We start from the raw sequence: 16,955 nt of genomic DNA, 5'->3' as shown, positions 1-16,955 counted from the left end.
AAATAGTGTTTATATTTTAATTAGTAAAGCAATATTTTCAACATGATGTGTTTGTGGGAACATATCTACCGGTAAAATTTTCACCAGTTTATAATGATCTTTCATCAACGCTAAATCTCTGGCCTGTGTGGCAGAATTACAACTTACGTAAACGATTTTTTCCGGTGCGATTTTCAGAATCTGCTCCACTACTTTCTGGTGCATTCCGTCTCTTGGCGGATCGGTAATCAGGACATCTGCTTTCGGATGTTGTGCGATAAATTCATCATTGAAGATTTCTTTCATGTCACCGCAATAGAAGGTACAGTTGGTTAAGCCGTTTAATTCTGCGTGTTCTTTCGCCGCATCAATCGATTCCTGAACCGACTCTATCCCGATGACCTGTTTTGCTTTTCTGGCGACATACTGAGCAATAGTTCCGGTTCCGGTGTACAAATCGTAAACAACCTCATCTCCCTTTAAATCTGCAAATTCCAAAGTTTTTGCATATAAATTTAAGGCTTGTTTATAATTCGTCTGGAAGAAAGATTTCGGTCCAATTTTAAATTTCAATCCTTCCATTTCTTCCATTAAAAAGCCTTCTCCGAAATAGGTTTGAACGTCCTGATCGTATAAAGAGTCATTTTGTTTTGAATTGATACAGAAAAGTAAAGTTTTAATCTGCGGGAATTCGCCCAACAAAAAGTCGAATAATTTCTGCTGATTTTCTTTCTCCTCACGGAACAATTGGAAAAGAACCATCCACTCGCCTTTTGAATTTTGACGGAACATGACGGTTCTCAAAAAACCTTGCTGACCTTTGACATCGAAAAATTCCAGACCATTTTCAACAGCATGTTTTCTGATAGCCAATCGCATCGCATTCGACGGATCTTCTTGCAAGAAACATTCTTTCAAATCTAAAATTTTGCTCCACATTCCAGGAATATGAAATCCTAAAGCATCTCTGTTCCCAAAATTTTCCTCAGAACTGATCTCATATTGGGTGAGCCAACGAGCATTGGAAAAAGAAAATTCCATTTTATTGCGGTAGAAATATTGTTCGTCGCTACCAAGAATTGGCAAAGTTTCAAAATCTTCGATTCCTCCAATTCTTTTAATATGATTAAAAACTTCGTCCTGTTTAAATTCCAGTTGTTTTTCATAAGAAAGATTCTGCCATTTGCAACCGCCGCAAACTCCGAAATGAATACATTTTGGTTCCACACGGAAAGGTGATCTTTCGACAATCTCGATCATTTCGGCTTCGAAGTAATTGGATTTTGATTTTTTTACGCGGGCATTTACAACATCTCCGGGAACCGCACCGGAAACCAAAACGGTTTTCCCCTCGTCGGTTTTTCCTACAGCGACGCCTTTTGAACCGGCAGAAACCAATTTGATGTTTTCTAAAACGATATTTTTATTTCTCTTTCTCATTTCAATTAATCTGTCCGCAAAAGTAAGGTTTTAAAATAAAAAAAAACAGAAGTTTTCCCGCTTTGTAGTTTTTAATTATTAAATTATAATGGGCTTCTATTTAATTACTTGCATTCAAATAATAATCACGACCTCTCAAGTAGAAAAAGCCCAAAAGTCCACCAGAGAACAGAAAGGCTAAAGTCCAAAGATATCTTCCATTCATATGATTAGTAAAAACATCGACAATCAATACAACAGAAGCAATAAAACTGGAAAATAAACCTATATAAATAAGAACTTTTGCCGCCGCGAGTGGAATATCCAAACTTGTAATACTGAAAAAAACTGTAAAAAAATTAAATACAAAATTTACCAAAATAAGCGTATACAAAACATTTTTAGGAAGAAGTAATTCTTTTTTCATTTTTTAAATATTTTCTGAAAGATAAAAAAATCCTGCCATAAAATGACAGGACTATATTTTGAACAGGCGTAATATTATTTAGTTGCAGGCGCTGGTGGCTGAACTAAATCGTTTTGCAGGGTTGCTTCTGGTGCAGCTGGTGCTTTTAAGCCCGTCATTTTATCAAGCTGGGTCACCAATTCCGGATCACCTAAATTAAAGAAAAACTTGCTGGCCACTTTCCCTTCTTTATCAATAAGGATAAATGATGGAAGTTTGAAACCATAGATTCCTAAATCTTTTGCAATCTGAGAATTCATACCGCCTTCACCGTACACATTGGTTCCGGGGAATCCCATCAGCATTGCTTTGCTTGTTTTTGAAAACTGGTCTTTAGTATCATCTAAATTGACATAAATGAAATCCATTTTCGATTTGTAAAAGTTGGCAATTTCTCTTAAAACCGGAATGGTCGCTTCGTTAATGTAAGGATTCCAGGAAGCGTAAAACATTACCATTGCAGGTTTTGCTTTGTTATCTGTTAATTTAAAAGCACTGCCATCTTCTTTCACTAATTTTGCAGCTGAAATTGGCTCACCTGCTTTAGGTCCGGAAAGAACGAACTGAATATGCGCTAAATCCTTTTTAATTGTTGCATCTTTAATTTTATCCTGAATCAGTTTATTGATTTTTGCAGCATTTTCAGGAGTCGTAGAAGGATTGATATCACTGTTTGACATTACAAATGCCAACAGATAATCTTTCTCTAACTGAGGCATATCTTTTTTAGTATCTAAAAAATTAGAAAACAACACGGAAGAAGTTTCCTGTCCCGAATTATTGTGGGCTTCTGCATAAGTCTGGAATTCTTTGCTTAATTTCCCTAATAAATAATTTCTGTAAATCGGTTGATTTTTCAACATTCTGTCGTTGTTTTTACTCATTTTCGCCTCAGCATCGGTAAAGTTTTTGGAAACTTTATAATCTGCTTTTCCAGTTGCCTGTGCGTGATTCATTTCGTACTGAGTCATCAGTCCAAGAATACTTGCATTTAATTCGTCTTTTTTCCACTGAACCGCTTCACTGTCGGCAGATGTTTTTTTAGCGGCAGCATCAATTCGGCTTTCTAAATCGGCTCTAATTTTTTCAACTTCTTTTAAAAATGTAGCTTCATCCTTAGTTACTAATTCACCAACATTTATTTTTCCTGCATATTCCTGGATTGCAGCTAATGATTCCTGGATGAAGTCATTATTTTTCTTCGCATCGCCGGTTACTGTAAATTTCGCCGGGAAAGCTTCTGCCTGTCCTGAAATATTTACCTTCTGACCTCCTTTAAGATAAACCATTGCCTGTTTACCTGCATAAGTCATAATATACATACCGTCTTTCGGCGCCTCGAAACTTCCGGAAAAGCTTCCTTTGCTGTCTACTCCCATATTAACCAACGGAAGTGTCGCTACGCCAGAGGCTTCTATAAATTCAATTCTTTCTAATGGTGATCCACCGGCAAAATTACCGGAAACCTCGACTTTTTTTGAACATGACATCGCAACGAATGCAACCAATAGCATTAAAAAATACTTACTCATCTTTATTGTTTTTCTTTTATTTAATTAAAATTGATTCAACCAAACTAACCTTGTTTTTAAATCGGAGCAAAAATAGGGTTTTAACCGAGTTATTAAAAATTTATTTTTAAGATTTGTGAAAGTTTAACAAAGAAAAACTGCTTTCATTTCTGAAAGCAGTTTTTTATGATTGTTAAAATAATTTTAACCTTGATCGACACTCGCTGAAAAGTATTCTCTGTTCATTCTGGCGATTACTTCTAAAGAAATTCCTTTCGGACATTCCACTTCACAAGCACCTGTATTTGAACAGTTACCGAATCCTTCTTCATCCATGGCTTTCACCATGTTCAGTACTCTTCTTTTCGCTTCTACTTTACCTTGAGGCAGTAAAGCGAACTGAGAAACTTTAGCACCTACAAATAATGACGCGGCACCATTTTTACAGGTTGCCACGCAAGCGCCACAACCGATACAGGCTGCTGCATCCATCGCATTATCTGCATCTTCTTTCGGAACTAAAATTGCGTTGGCGTCGAGTGTGTTTCCAGAAGTATTTACCGAAATAAAACCTCCCGCTGCCATCACTCTGTCAAAAGCACTTCTGTCTACTACCAAATCTTTAATAATTGGGAAAGCGGCACTTCTCCACGGTTCGATATGAATTGTTTCGCCGTCTTTGAACATTCTCATGTGCAGCTGGCATGTGGTGATTCCTGTATCTGGTCCGTGTGGGCGGCCATTGATATACAATGAACACATACCGCAAATCCCTTCGCGACAATCATGATCAAATGCAATCGCCTCTTGCCCTTCGTTGACCAGGTTTTCGTTGAGCATATCCAACATTTCCAGGAATGATGAATCCGTAGAAACGTCGGAGATTTTGTAAGTCTCAAACTGTCCTTTTGTTTTATTATTTTTCTGTCTCCAAATTTTCAGAGTCAGGTTTAATCCTTTTTGTGCACTCATATTATTAACTTTATTGGAGATTATTTATAACTTCTTGTTTTAACTTCGATATTTTCATAAATCAGATCCTCCTTATGCATGGTTTCCTGATTGATATCGTCTCCCTGATATTCCCAAGCTGCAACATATTTGAAGTTTTCGTCATCTCTTTCTGCCTCACCTTCCGGTGTTGCGTGATCCCAACGGAAATGTCCGCCACAAGATTCTTCTCTTGCCAAAGCATCTTTCGCCATTAACTGACCCAACTCCAAGAAATCTGCAACTCTGAATGCTTTTTCAAGCTCCATGTTCATTCCGTTTGCGTCTCCGGGAACTCTTACATCTGCCCAGAATTCTTTTCTTACGTCCTCAATTTCCTTAATCGCTTCCTGTAAACCTTCAGGGGTTCGTCCCATTCCAACTTTATTCCACATGATGTGACCTAGTTTTTTATGGAAATAATCTACACTGTGTTTACCGTTATTGGTCATAAAGAAGTTCACTTTATCTTGAATCTCTTTTTCCGCAGCATCAAAAGCTGGACTGTTTGTTGGAATCTCTCCGGTTCTGATATCTGCAGATAGATAATCTGCAATCGTATATGGAAGAACGAAATATCCGTCTGCCAAACCTTGCATCAAAGCGGAAGCTCCAAGTCTGTTTGCACCGTGATCTGAGAAGTTAGCTTCACCAATTACGAAACATCCCGGAATAGTTGACTGTAAGTTGTAATCAACCCAAACACCACCCATTGTATAGTGAACTGCCGGATAAATCTTCATCGGAGTTACATAAGGATTGTCTGCGGTAATTTTTTCGTACATCACGAAAAGGTTACCATATTTCTCTTCAATCCATGCTTTTCCTAAATCATAAATCTGCTGATCGGTCGGATTATGAATATTTTTTTCGACAGCAGCTTCTTTACCTTTCTTCTGAATTTCAGTAGAAAAATCTAAGTATACTCCTTCATGCGTATCATTATTTTCAATTCCGTAACCAGCGTCACATCTTTCTTTCGCTGCTCTGGAGGCAACGTCTCTCGGAACTAAATTTCCAAAAGCAGGATATCTTCTTTCTAAATAATAATCACGGTTTTCCGGAGCAATATTTTCCGGTCTCAGTTTACCTTCGCGAATGGCTACGGCATCTTCAATATTTTTCGGAACCCAGATTCTCCCGGAGTTTCTTAATGATTCTGACATTAAAGTCAGTTTTGACTGTGCTGTTCCATGAACCGGAATACAGGTTGGGTGAATCTGCACATAACAAGGATTTGCGAAATACGCTCCTTTTTTATGAATTTTCCAGGCGGCAGAAACGTTAGATCCCATCGCGTTGGTAGAAAGGAAATATACATTTCCATAACCACCGGAAGCGATTACTACTGCATGAGCAGAATGTCTTTCTATTTCGCCGGTTACTAAATTTCTGGCGATAATTCCTCTGGCTTTTCCATCAACGATTACTAAATCAAGCATTTCGTGACGGTTATACATTTTTATTCTTCCTTTACCGATTTGACGGCTAACGGCTGAATATGCTCCTAATAATAACTGCTGCCCGGTTTGCCCTTTAGCATAGAACGTTCTTTTTACCTGCACTCCACCGAAAGAACGGTTGTCTAACTGACCGCCATATTCTCTTCCGAAAGGAACACCTTGTGCAACACACTGGTCGATGATGCTTGCGGAAACTTCTGCAAGTCTGTAAACGTTTGCTTCTCTCGAGCGGTAGTCACCCCCTTTAATCGTGTCATAAAACAATCTATAGGTCGAGTCACCATCACCTTGATAATTCTTTGCAGCGTTAATACCACCCTGCGCAGCAATCGAGTGCGCTCTTCTTGGTGAATCCTGGTAACAAAATGCCTTTACGTTATATCCTTGTTCTGCTAATGTAGCTGCGGCTGAACCACCTGCCAACCCAGTTCCTACAACAATGATATCAATTTTATCACGGTTGTTTGGTGAAACCAAGTTCATATGATCTTTATGATTTTTCCATTTGTCCGCTAAAGGACCTGCTGGAATTCTTGAATCTAATTTGCTCATTTTTAGAAATTTTAAATTTTAGATTTTAAATTTTAATGTCGATATAAAACTTAAAATTTATTGAGTTACATAATGAAAAACGGCAACAAATATAAAGCCCACTGGGATAAGGATAGAATACCAAGTTCCCAAAGCTTTAATCATTGGTGTATATTTCGGATGTCTCGCCCCTACCGACTGGAAAGACGACTGAAATCCGTGCGCTAAATGCAGTCCCAGTAATACAAAAGCGACAACATAGAAAATTACTCTTCCGATGTTACCAAACTGTGCATGAAGTTCCGGCCAAAACCTTGCTTCGTCTCTAACACTTCCTACAACATATTTGTAGTCCATTTCATGCCACCAAAAATCATACATGTGTAATCCTAAAAATGCTAAAACAACAATTCCTGAAAGAAGCATGTTTCGAGACATCCAGGTAGAATTTGCAGCGCGATCATTCATTCCGTACTTTATTGGTCTTGAATTATTGTTTTTAATTTCAAGAATAAAGCCCATTACAAAGTGAAAAATTACTGCGAAACCGAGAACTGGTTGCATTAAAAACTGAATAAGAGGGTTGTAACCCATAAACTCCGATGCGGAATTAAATGCATCTTTACTAATAACCGATAGTAAATTGACCGAGAGGTGCATAATTAGGAAAATGAGCAAAAACATTGCAGATAATGCCATTGCGTACTTTCTTCCAATAGAAGAACTAGTTAATCCTGCCATAATTAATGTTTAAATTTGAATTCTTACAAAGTTAGAAAAATGCTGAGTGTATTTCACGTGAGAAATGTCAGAAAATTTTAGTTTGTAATCTTTCTAAATAACAACGATGTGTCTTCCATTCTATTTTCGAGCCCAAATTCTTGAGAATAATACATTTAGTTTAAAATCAAAGTCTTTTATTTCAAATCATACTTAATTCCATTGATTTGAATATGTTCCGCTGATTTTGAAACCGTGACAATTTCAAAAAACTTGGTTCTTCTTGACGTGAGATAAGGCTCAATCACATATTTTTCTATCTTTTCTGAATTTGAATTTTCTCTTACCACAAACTTAACTTTATCATTTTGCTTCACTGAAACAATTTTTTCTTTAAAATATTGATGTACTAAAATCTCATTAATTTGATTCGCTTTAAAATTTAATATAAACCTTAACGCCACAAAAGTCAAGATGAAATAGGTAACTTTAAGACTGTTTTTAATATTAAATTTCAAAACCACCGCTCTTAAGAAATAAATAATGATAAAAGCAACAACCACTTCCAGCAAAGTCATGGGAATCATTTTCTGAAAAGCAACATCAAAATCCGCAAAAAAATGAATAAGTTTTAAAGCATAAGTTACGCAGAAATCGTACATCAAATTCAACCATGTAAACTTAATAGAAAAGGCAATAATAAAAGTCATTAATAGCGAAAAAATAATCAGAATCTCCGAAAAAGGAATAACCACCAGATTCGCCACAATCGAAATAACGGAATATTGATGAAAAGTGAAAACAACCAAAGGAAGGGTGGCAATTTGCGCCGAAACACTAACGGATATGATATTTACCATATTATTCTGGAAGGTGTTTTTGGGTTTCGGCAAATGTTTCAAAATCGGTTTATTGAGCCAGAAAATACCGAATACTGCGATAAAACTCAACTGAAAACCCACATCAAAAAACTGATTTGTATCGACAATTAAAATCCCAAAGGCCGCAACCGCCATGGAATGAAGCAAATCGGGTTTCCGCTGCAGCAATACGTAAATATAGTAGACCGAAATCATGATACAACTCCGAACCACCGAACTTCCGTAATCGATAAAAATACCAAAAGCCCAAATTAACAGCAACGATATTATAATTTTATAATTTCTAAATCTGGCTGGAAAAACAGGTTTTAAAATCACCAGAATCAACCAGAAAATAATCACCATGTGAGAACCGGAAATCGCCAGAACATGCATTAATCCAGATTTACTGAAATCCTGAATCGTTTGGTCATCCATTTCTGTTCGGTCGGAAAGAATAATTCCTTTGGTGAATTCACGGGCCTTTTTACTGAAATTTGCGTGGTCGATTTTACTTAAAGTTTCTAACCGTTTCTCCCTAATTTTTTCAGCAAAAGTTAAATCTTTTCTTTCTGCTATTTGAAAAGAATCCGGAAGGTAAGATTGAAAGTAAATCGCTTTCCTCGCCAAATATTTGCCGTAATCAAACTGAAAATCGCTGTACGGTTTCTTCACTGTATTGATGTATGCTTCGGCTTTATAATAATGAGAAAAATCAAGATCTTTTTCAGATTTTGGCAAAGACAATACACTTAGAAATGATTCCTTGTCTTTCCAAGCGGTAATTTCATAGCGGCGGTTTTTCTCGTTGGAATTGAGTTTCTTGTTGATTTTGAAGACAATATTTTCTTTGCTTTTCAGATGCGGAAGTTCCGGTACTTTCGAATTCAGAAAATGGGCAAGAATTCCCAAAGAAAAAAACAAAAACAAAAGAGGAAGAGGACGAACTTGCTGGCAATAAAAATTCTTAATCAAAAATAGAAACAACAACAAAAAGCTGAAAATCAAGAACATATAAATATACTCTATTTTCAGAAAAAGAAAATCCTGCAAAAGAATCCCAAGAACAAAACAAATGCAGATAATAAGTAAAGGTTGTTTATGCAAGGTATTTTTCTGTAAAATTATCAACTTCCGCTGATAAAATCACGGGTAAAATCACCCTTTTACAATAATAGCTGCCGCCTCATCACTAGCCCCTTTCCCACCTAACTTTTCCCTAAGTTGTTTGTAATTGTTTAATATTTTTTCTCTTTGTTCTCCATTCAATATTGCGGATAATTCTTTAACTAAATTCTTCGTGTTTAAACCACTTTGAATAAGCTCCGTAACGATTTCTTTATCCATAATTAAATTGACCAGAGAAATATATTTGATATTTTTAACCACGCGTTTTCCGATCTCATAAGAAACAGTGCTGCTCCGGTAACAAACCACTTCTGGTATATTGAGCAAAGCCGTTTCTAAAGTTGCCGTTCCCGATGTCACCAAAGCCGCTTTTGAACATCTTAACAAATCGTAAGTTTTGTTGGAAACGAAATGAACATTTTCATCAACATATTTCTGGTAAAATGACTTCGCCAAACTTGGCGCTCCTGCAATTACAAATTGGTAATTCTTAAAATGTGGACGCACAGAAAGCATTAATTCAAGCATTTTGGTAACTTCCTGTTCACGTGAACCTGGCAAAAGTGCGATGATTTCTTTCCCGTTTAAATGATTGTCTTTTTTAAACTGGCTGATATTCATTTCCGGCAAATCGGAAATCGCATCCAATAAAGGATGTCCTACGAAATGCGCATCAACATCATGCTTCTTATAGAATTCTTTCTCAAACGGAAGAATCACCAACATTTCATCGACAAACTTTCTGATTTTTTCGACACGGCCCTCTTTCCAGGCCCACAGTTGTGGAGAAATATAATAAATAACTTTAATTTCTAAACTTTTAGCAAACTCAGCAATCCTTAAATTAAAACCAGGATAATCAACTAAAATCAAAACATCAGGTTGATATTGGTTAATATCTTCTTTGCAAATTTTAATATTTTTCAGAATCGTCCGCAAATTTTTGGCAACTTCCAGGAATCCCATAAAAGCTAAGTCTTTGTAATGTTTCACCGGTTCAAATCCAGCAACAGCCGTCATTAAATCTCCGCCCCAAAAACGAAATTCCGCGTGGGAATCTTTTTTGAGAATCGATTTCATTAAATTAGAAGCGTGCAAATCTCCGGATGCTTCGCCAGCGATGATGTAGTATTTCAAAATAGATTCGGGATTTAAAATTTGAGATTTGAGATTTTGGCTCAAAGCAAATCATTAATTATACTTAAATTTGTTCAAAGATAAAATAAAAAAATGTCTGATTTAGAAATAAAAAACAAAATTGCAGAAAGCGGGCTGGTCAACTTCGATCTCTCGGAACTGGTGCCTAAAGGCAAACGGATCGGTATCGATCTGAAGGATTATCTTTTTCAGGAATTGATTTTAAAAGAAAAAGATTTCCGTGAAAAAATAGCAAATATTAACGTCGAAGAATATAAAGATTGTTACGTCTATATTTATAATTCTGCCGATGCGATTGTCCCACTCTGGGCTTACTTTCTGCTCACTGCAAAATTAACAGAAACCGCAAAGAAAATCGTTTTCGGAAATAAAGAAGATCTGGAAGTTTTATTGATGCACAATGCCATTCAAACTTATGACTTTTCTGAACTGACTGGTAAAAGAGTTTTGGTAAAAGGCTGCAGCGATCAATCGATTCCGGAAAATGCCTATATCGAATTGGTTGAACAACTGAAACCACTTGTAAAATCTTTAATGTTTGGCGAAGCCTGCTCAAACGTTCCTATTTTCAAAAATTAAACTTTAACATTTCTTTACGTTTTTAGAAAAAATAAAAGGACTAATTTTTGATGACTTTAATTATTAATTTTCTAAAAACACACGAATATGAGTTTAATTGACCTTATCACAGGAAACACAGGAAATCAGGTTGCGGCAGATGCTGAAAACAAATTTGGAATCAGCAAAAACCAAATTATCGCTTTATTGGCAGTCGCTGCACCACTGGTCATTTCTTATCTGAGAAAAAAATCTCAGGACAATCCGCAGGAAGCAGAAGCGCTGAATAACGCACTGGACAAAGATCATGACGGAAGTATTTTAAATGATCCTTCTCAGGCAGCAGCAAGACAACAGGAAGGAGCTTCGATTCTCGATCATGTTTTCGGCAGCCAAAAGCCAGATGTTGAAAATCAACTTTCTGAGAAAACAGGAATTTCAGTGGATAAAATCGGACCAATTTTAGCAATGCTGGCTCCTGTAATTATGGGATTTATCGGCAAAGAAAAACAAGCAACCGGCGTAAATTCGGGCGGAGGTTTGGGAGATCTACTGGGTGGAATTTTAGGCAACGCGACCAGTCAGGTTCAGCAACAACAAGCGCAAGGAAACTCAAATCCTTTAACTGAAATCCTCGGCAGTGTGCTTGGCAGTGCTAAGCAAGGTTCCAGTGGTGGACTCGGGGATATTTTGCGAAGTGTTCTTGGCGGTGACCAACAATCAGAAGGCGGATTAGGTGGACTTTTAGGAAGTCTATTTGACAGAAAATAACATTACAATATAAAAAAACCGAAGAATGTTCTTCGGTTTTTTTATATTCAATTTGGTTTGCTGTTCTTTTTAATTTAACCTCTTATTTTTCTGCTTTAGGTTTTGCCGCAGCTTTGGGCTTCACTTCTTTTTCTGGTTTTTCAACCTGATCGACCGTTGCAAGCATTGGCTTTGATTCTTTTCGTGGTCTTTTTTTACCATAACTTCCCGCTACAATTTTTCCTCTTTTCGATTTTTGATCTCCTTTTCCCATAATAAATAATTTGTTTTTTTAATGTTGATATTCACAAAGTTAAGTAATAATTAAATAATCTAATTCTTAAAAAATCATAAAGTTTTCGGTGTTTACTCCTTACTTGTGCTTAAACCGAATTCGGTCCCAGACATCGTCTTTTTATTACGAATTGTCTGTATATGAAACCAAGGAGCATTATTTGTGCGGCAACAACAATAAATAATCCCTTCTTACAATCGTCCAAAAAACTTATCTTTGCCACTGAAATTTTAGACCAAATCTACCTTTCAATTTTAACTTCTAATATCTGAAAAACTATGTTTCGTACGCACACCAACGGAGAATTGACTATACAAAATCTTGATCAAAACGTAACCCTTTCGGGATGGGTTCAAACCATTCGTGACAAAGGTTTTATGATGTGGATTGATTTACGCGACCGTTACGGAATTACGCAATTGGTATTTGATGCAGACCGTTCTTCCGCAGAATTATTAGAAAACGCTCATAGACTCGGCCGGGAATTCGTGATTCAAATCGAAGGAAAGGTTATCGAAAGAATCAGTAAAAACCCGAAAATCCCAACAGGAGAAATCGAAATTCTGGTTGAAAAACTGACGATCTTAAACGAATCAGAAACGCCACCTTTCACTATTGAAGATCAAACGGATGGCGGTGAAGAGCTTCGAATGAAATACAGATATTTGGATATCCGCAGAAATCCGGTGAAAGACAAATTAATTTTCCGTCATAAAATGGCGCAGAAAGTGAGAAATTATTTATCAGAACAGGATTTTATTGAAGTTGAAACGCCGGTTTTAATTAAATCAACCCCTGAAGGCGCGAGAGATTTCGTGGTTCCGAGCAGAATGAATCCGGGACAGTTTTATGCACTTCCTCAGTCGCCCCAAACTTTCAAACAGTTGCTGATGATTGGCGGAATGGACCGTTATTTCCAAATTGTAAAATGTTTCCGTGATGAAGATTTAAGAGCGGACAGACAGCCGGAATTCACGCAGATCGATTGCGAAATGGCTTTCGTAGAACAGGAAGATGTTCTGGAAATCTTCGAAGGAATGACCGCGACTTTATTGAAAGATATTGCCGGAAAAGAATTCGGAAAGTTCCCGAGAATGACTTTCGAAGATGCGATGAAAAATTACGGAAATGACAAACCGGATATTAGATTCGGGATGAAATTCGTGGAAGTGAATGATTTGGTAAAAGGAAAAGAATTCAAAATTTTTGACGAAGCAGAACTGGTTGTCGGAATCAATGTTGAGGGTTGTGCAGTTTACACCAGAAAACAGATCGATGAACTGATCGATTGGGTAAAACGCCCACAAATTGGTGCCAACGGAATGATTTGGATTAAATTCCAAAATGATGGTGTGGTGACTTCTTCCGTAAATAAATTTTACAGCGAAGAAGATTTAAAAAAAATCACAGAAAAATTCGAGGCAAAAGGAGGAGATTTAATTTTCCTAATGTCCGGAAACGAAAATAAAGTGAGAACCCAGCTTTCCGCTTTAAGAATGGAATTGGGGAACCGTTTGGGTTTAAGGAATCCGAAAGAATTTGCACCGCTTTGGGTCATCGATTTCCCGCTTTTGGAATGGGACGAAGAAACCGGAAGATACCACGCGATGCACCATCCGTTCACTTCGCCAAAACCGGAAGATGTTCATTTATTGGAAACCGATCCGGGAAAAGCCCGAGCAAATGCATACGATTTAATTCTTAACGGGAACGAAATCGGTGGCGGATCGGTAAGGATTTTCGATAAAGATTTGCAGGCGAAAATGTTTAATTTATTAGGATTTACGAAAGAAGATGCAGAAGCACAATTCGGATTTTTGATGAACGCTTTCCAATATGGCGCACCGCCGCATGCTGGTTTAGCTTTAGGTTTTGACCGTTTGGTGGCAATTCTTGATGGTAATGAAGTGATTAGAGATTATATCGCTTTCCCGAAAAACAATTCCGGACGTGATGTGATGATTGATGCGCCAAGTGCAATTGCTGAGGAGCAGTTGGATGAATTGGCTTTGAAAGTTGAGTTGAAAGCCTAGGTCGTGATTTTGTTTTTTGGTATTATGATTTGAAATTCAAAATATAATTATTAAATTTGTACTGAATGAGAATCGTAAGTTTTTTGAAAATTAAAGATTTTGTTTTAAAGTATCCCGATGCGGAAATTGCTTTAAAAGATTGGTATGCGAGAACTAAAGGCGAAAGTTGGATGAATTTTGCAGAAATTAAGAATTCATTTAATTCTGTAGACTATGTCGGAAATAATCGTTTTGTGTTTAATATCAGAGGAAATCATTATCGGTTAGTAGCAATTATAATTTTTGCGTCACAGAAAGTTTACATCAGATTTATTGGAACTCATTCTCAATACGATAAAATTAATGCTTCAGAGATCTAACATCATGACAAAAAAACAGTACGAAGTAGCCTGCGAAAGAATTGAAGAACTTCTGAAAACAGTAGGAAATGAAACTTCACAAGATGATAAGAATTTCATTGAATTAGATTTTCTTTCTGATTTGGTTGCTGATTATGAGGAGAAATATTTTCCAGTAGAAAAGCCTTCTTTAAAGGAAATTTTGAAATTACGCATGTTTGAAATGGATATTAATCAGGTCAAACTTTCAGAATTATTAAATGTAAGTCCCTCAAGGATCAGTGAATATTTAACTGGAAAGTCTGAGCCTACTTTGAAAGTAGCAAGGGAAATAAGTAAAAAATTAAATATAGATGCGTCTGTCATTTTAGGAGTTTAAAATTCTCTTTTAAAATATCAAAATCAATAAAAAATTCTCATTGTTTTCCGAAACGATGGGATTTTTTTTATTAATCCCAATATAAAATTATTTTTTAATTTACTATTTTTACCATAACACAAATTTTGATCTATGGAAATTTCTACACAAATACTTCAGCAGTATTTTGGTTACGATAGTTTCAGACCTAACCAAGCCAGTGCGGTTAAAAATGTAATTGCAAAAAAGGATACGTTTGTACTCATGCCAACCGGTGGCGGGAAATCTTTGTGCTATCAGGTTCCGGCATTGGCTTTGGACGGAACAGCAATTGTGGTTTCGCCTTTAATCGCTTTGATGAAAGACCAGGTTGATGCTTTGCGTGCGAATGGGGTTTCTGCAGCCTATATGAATTCTTCGATGAATCCTCTTGAACAGAATGAAACTTTCCATCAATTAAAAGAAGGAAAACTCAAACTTCTCTATGTTGCGCCCGAAAAACTGAGTGCAGACAACGGTTCTTTTTTAAACTTAATAAAAGGCATCAATATTTCCTTATTTGCAGTTGATGAAGCGCATTGTGTATCGCACTGGGGACACGATTTCCGGCCGGATTATTTATTCTTGAATGGCTTAAAAAGACAATTTCCACAAATCCCAATCATCGCACTCACTGCAAGTGCTGATGAAATTACGAGGCAGGACATCATTAAACAGCTCAATCTTCAACAACCGACTGTTTTAATTTCATCTTTTGACAGACCCAATATTAAATATTTTGTTCAGCCAAAACAATCCGTTTTAAGTCACATAATTCAATACCTGAATGATCATCCGAATGATTCAGGAATTATCTACTGTCTATCCCGGCGAGGAACGGAAGATATGGCAAATAACCTTAAAGAAAACGGCATCAATGCAGCATTTTATCATGCCGGAATTTCTTCACTAGAACGCGCGCAGATTCAGGATGATTTCATCAAAGACAAAATAAGGGTCATGGTTGCTACCATTGCATTTGGAATGGGAATCGACAAAAGCAATGTGCGTTTTGTGATTCACGCCGACCTTCCAAAAAACATCGAAAGTTATTATCAGGAAACCGGTAGAGCCGGAAGAGATAGTTTGCCTAGTGAAGCCATTTTATTTTACTCCAATGCCGATGTGATGAAGCTGAAAAAATTTGCAGTGATTGAAGGAAATGAGGAACAGTCCACATTAATGCTTCGAAAACTGCAACAAATGACCGACTTTGCTGAAATGCAAAAATGCCGCCGACAATATCTCATGGAATATTTTGGAGAACCGCATCCCGGAAATTGCAATTCCTGTGATTATTGTCTCAGTGATTTTGAAAATTGGGACGCCACTATTGATGCTCAGAAATTATTGAGTGCTGTTTTCCGTTTGAAAGAACGCTACGGGAAAAATTTGATTATCGATTTTCTCCGGGAATCAAAAGGAGCGAAAATCACGGATTATATGCGCAGTTTACCAACTTATGGAATTGGAAATAACGCTGATAGAACGTATTGGCATAATTTAATAAAGCAATTAGTAATTAATGATTTCCTGCATGAATCAAATGAAGAATTCTCTGTATTAAAATTGACGGAAAAAAGCAAAGAAGTTTTATTTAACAAGAAAAAAGTTAACCTTCAAAAAGTAAAAGAATTAGCCAAAGCAGTGACTGTAGCGGAAATAGAAACCTCGTATCCGAAAAATGAAATCGCAGAACATCCGGAATTATTTGATGAATTGAGAGTTTTAAGAAGACAGCAAGCCGAGAAAGAAAATGTACCACCTTATGTTATTTTTTCTGATGTCACTTTGCTGGAATTAGCAACTTATCTCCCCAATACCAAAGAAGAACTGAACCAGATAAGTGGTTTTGGAGCTTTTAAAATAGAAAAATACGGGGGAATATTTTTAGATCTTATATCAGATTTCTGTACCAGAAATAATCTGAGCAGTAAAATAACCGAGAAAACTCCGAAAAAACAAAGCGCACCAAAAAAAGCAAATAAATACGAAGCGGGAACCTATACCACAACTTTCCAAATGTACAGAGCCGGCAACAGCATAGAAGAAATTGCAAAAATCCGGAATCTGTCCATAACTACCATCCAAGGTCATCTGGCCAATTTCGTGGAGGTAGGAACCATCAAACCAAGCGAACTAATGGACAGTAACAAAATAGATCCTGTTATCGCGCTCGCAAAGTCTCAAACTCTAACCTCTTTAAAAGCCATAAAGGACGAATTGGGTGAAGAATATTCATATTTTGAAATCAATATTGCTGTTGCCTTTTATAAATGGCAGGAAAAACAAAAACGTGGTTTATAGATATGCATATTTTAATACAAAATGAAGTTGAACTTTTCATACCGCGAAAGGA

Annotated in this window: 15 protein-coding genes; 6 read left to right on the top strand and 9 right to left on the bottom strand. The window is 36.7% G+C overall.

The genetic code is table 11. The features are described from left to right. Positions 1-9 precede the first annotated feature (9 nt). The 8 genes from rlmD to lpxB form a co-directional block, all read right to left on the bottom strand. Positions 10-1,419, bottom strand: a complete 1,410-nt coding sequence (rlmD, locus tag QGN23_RS11930; RefSeq protein ID WP_282904503.1) for a 23S rRNA (uracil(1939)-C(5))-methyltransferase RlmD — start codon at positions 1,417-1,419, stop codon at positions 10-12. A gap of 100 nt (positions 1,420-1,519) precedes the next feature. Then, the gene (locus QGN23_RS11925) at positions 1,520-1,825 is read right to left on the bottom strand and encodes a hypothetical protein (protein ID WP_282904502.1); all 306 of its coding nucleotides are present in this window, start codon (positions 1,823-1,825) and stop codon (positions 1,520-1,522) included. Between the two features lie 74 nt (positions 1,826-1,899). Continuing rightward, entirely contained in the window at positions 1,900-3,396 is a 1,497-nt protein-coding gene (locus tag QGN23_RS11920) for a TlpA family protein disulfide reductase (RefSeq protein WP_282904501.1), read from the bottom strand. 183 nt (positions 3,397-3,579) lie between these two features. Continuing rightward, the gene (locus QGN23_RS11915) at positions 3,580-4,347 is read right to left on the bottom strand and encodes a succinate dehydrogenase/fumarate reductase iron-sulfur subunit (protein ID WP_282904500.1); all 768 of its coding nucleotides are present in this window, start codon (positions 4,345-4,347) and stop codon (positions 3,580-3,582) included. 20 nt (positions 4,348-4,367) lie between these two features. Further along, the gene (locus QGN23_RS11910; protein WP_282904499.1) at positions 4,368-6,380 is read right to left on the bottom strand and encodes a fumarate reductase/succinate dehydrogenase flavoprotein subunit; all 2,013 of its coding nucleotides are present in this window, start codon (positions 6,378-6,380) and stop codon (positions 4,368-4,370) included. Between the two features lie 57 nt (positions 6,381-6,437). Continuing rightward, on the bottom strand, positions 6,438-7,100 hold the full coding sequence (locus QGN23_RS11905) for a succinate dehydrogenase cytochrome b subunit (RefSeq protein WP_282904498.1): 663 nt from the start codon (positions 7,098-7,100) through the stop codon (positions 6,438-6,440). A 176-nt stretch (positions 7,101-7,276) separates the two neighbouring features. Continuing rightward, the gene (locus QGN23_RS11900) at positions 7,277-8,953 is read right to left on the bottom strand and encodes a ComEC/Rec2 family competence protein (RefSeq protein WP_282904497.1); all 1,677 of its coding nucleotides are present in this window, start codon (positions 8,951-8,953) and stop codon (positions 7,277-7,279) included. A gap of 144 nt (positions 8,954-9,097) precedes the next feature. Further along, positions 9,098-10,204 carry a lipid-A-disaccharide synthase gene (lpxB, locus tag QGN23_RS11895; protein ID WP_282904496.1) on the bottom strand — a complete coding sequence of 369 codons (1,107 nt, stop codon included), beginning with the start codon at positions 10,202-10,204 and terminating at the stop codon, positions 9,098-9,100. Between the two features lie 93 nt (positions 10,205-10,297). On the opposite strand from lpxB, the gene QGN23_RS11890 reads away from it, so the two are divergent. Beyond that, on the top strand, positions 10,298-10,804 hold the full coding sequence (locus QGN23_RS11890; protein ID WP_282904495.1) for a DUF2480 family protein: 507 nt from the start codon (positions 10,298-10,300) through the stop codon (positions 10,802-10,804). Positions 10,805-10,891: 87 nt separating this feature from the next. Continuing rightward, positions 10,892-11,554: a DUF937 domain-containing protein gene (locus tag QGN23_RS11885; RefSeq protein WP_282904494.1), complete on the top strand. Its 663-nt coding sequence runs from the start codon at positions 10,892-10,894 to the stop codon at positions 11,552-11,554. An 82-nt stretch (positions 11,555-11,636) separates the two neighbouring features. On the opposite strand, the gene QGN23_RS11880 is transcribed toward QGN23_RS11885, so the two are convergent. Then, a complete protein-coding gene (locus QGN23_RS11880; RefSeq protein ID WP_133439533.1) occupies positions 11,637-11,807 on the bottom strand; it encodes a 30S ribosomal protein THX in 171 nt (56 codons plus the stop codon). Between the two features lie 299 nt (positions 11,808-12,106). Here QGN23_RS11880 and aspS point away from each other — a divergent pair, with 299 nt between their 5' ends. From aspS to recQ, 4 genes are all read left to right on the top strand, one after another. After that, on the top strand, positions 12,107-13,861 hold the full coding sequence (aspS, locus tag QGN23_RS11875) for an aspartate--tRNA ligase (protein WP_282904493.1): 1,755 nt from the start codon (positions 12,107-12,109) through the stop codon (positions 13,859-13,861). Between the two features lie 65 nt (positions 13,862-13,926). Next, positions 13,927-14,220, top strand: a complete 294-nt coding sequence (locus QGN23_RS11870; protein WP_282904492.1) for a type II toxin-antitoxin system HigB family toxin — start codon at positions 13,927-13,929, stop codon at positions 14,218-14,220. Positions 14,221-14,224: 4 nt separating this feature from the next. After that, positions 14,225-14,578, top strand: a complete 354-nt coding sequence (locus QGN23_RS11865; RefSeq protein ID WP_282904491.1) for a helix-turn-helix domain-containing protein — start codon at positions 14,225-14,227, stop codon at positions 14,576-14,578. A gap of 132 nt (positions 14,579-14,710) precedes the next feature. Then, the gene (recQ, locus tag QGN23_RS11860) at positions 14,711-16,903 is read left to right on the top strand and encodes a DNA helicase RecQ (RefSeq protein ID WP_282904490.1); all 2,193 of its coding nucleotides are present in this window, start codon (positions 14,711-14,713) and stop codon (positions 16,901-16,903) included. Positions 16,904-16,955: the final 52 nt, after the last annotated feature.

Origin of the sequence: Chryseobacterium gotjawalense (genome assembly GCF_030012525.1) — a bacterium.
Lineage (GTDB): Bacteria > Bacteroidota > Bacteroidia > Flavobacteriales > Weeksellaceae > Kaistella > Kaistella gotjawalense.
This window is presented reverse-complemented; position numbering and strand designations above follow the sequence as displayed.

Coding starts and splice junctions, on each gene's coding strand:
- rlmD (WP_282904503.1), bottom strand. CDS start 1,419: ATGAGAAAGAGAAATAAAAATATCGTTTTAGAAAACATCAAATTGGTT.
- QGN23_RS11925 (WP_282904502.1), bottom strand. CDS start 1,825: ATGAAAAAAGAATTACTTCTTCCTAAAAATGTTTTGTATACGCTTATT.
- QGN23_RS11920 (WP_282904501.1), bottom strand. CDS start 3,396: ATGAGTAAGTATTTTTTAATGCTATTGGTTGCATTCGTTGCGATGTCA.
- QGN23_RS11915 (WP_282904500.1), bottom strand. CDS start 4,347: ATGAGTGCACAAAAAGGATTAAACCTGACTCTGAAAATTTGGAGACAG.
- QGN23_RS11910 (WP_282904499.1), bottom strand. CDS start 6,380: ATGAGCAAATTAGATTCAAGAATTCCAGCAGGTCCTTTAGCGGACAAA.
- QGN23_RS11905 (WP_282904498.1), bottom strand. CDS start 7,100: ATGGCAGGATTAACTAGTTCTTCTATTGGAAGAAAGTACGCAATGGCA.
- QGN23_RS11900 (WP_282904497.1), bottom strand. CDS start 8,953: ATGTTCTTGATTTTCAGCTTTTTGTTGTTGTTTCTATTTTTGATTAAG.
- QGN23_RS11890 (WP_282904495.1), top strand. CDS start 10,298: ATGTCTGATTTAGAAATAAAAAACAAAATTGCAGAAAGCGGGCTGGTC.
- QGN23_RS11885 (WP_282904494.1), top strand. CDS start 10,892: ATGAGTTTAATTGACCTTATCACAGGAAACACAGGAAATCAGGTTGCG.
- QGN23_RS11880 (WP_133439533.1), bottom strand. CDS start 11,807: ATGGGAAAAGGAGATCAAAAATCGAAAAGAGGAAAAATTGTAGCGGGA.
- aspS (WP_282904493.1), top strand. CDS start 12,107: ATGTTTCGTACGCACACCAACGGAGAATTGACTATACAAAATCTTGAT.
- QGN23_RS11870 (WP_282904492.1), top strand. CDS start 13,927: ATGAGAATCGTAAGTTTTTTGAAAATTAAAGATTTTGTTTTAAAGTAT.
- QGN23_RS11865 (WP_282904491.1), top strand. CDS start 14,225: ATGACAAAAAAACAGTACGAAGTAGCCTGCGAAAGAATTGAAGAACTT.
- recQ (WP_282904490.1), top strand. CDS start 14,711: ATGGAAATTTCTACACAAATACTTCAGCAGTATTTTGGTTACGATAGT.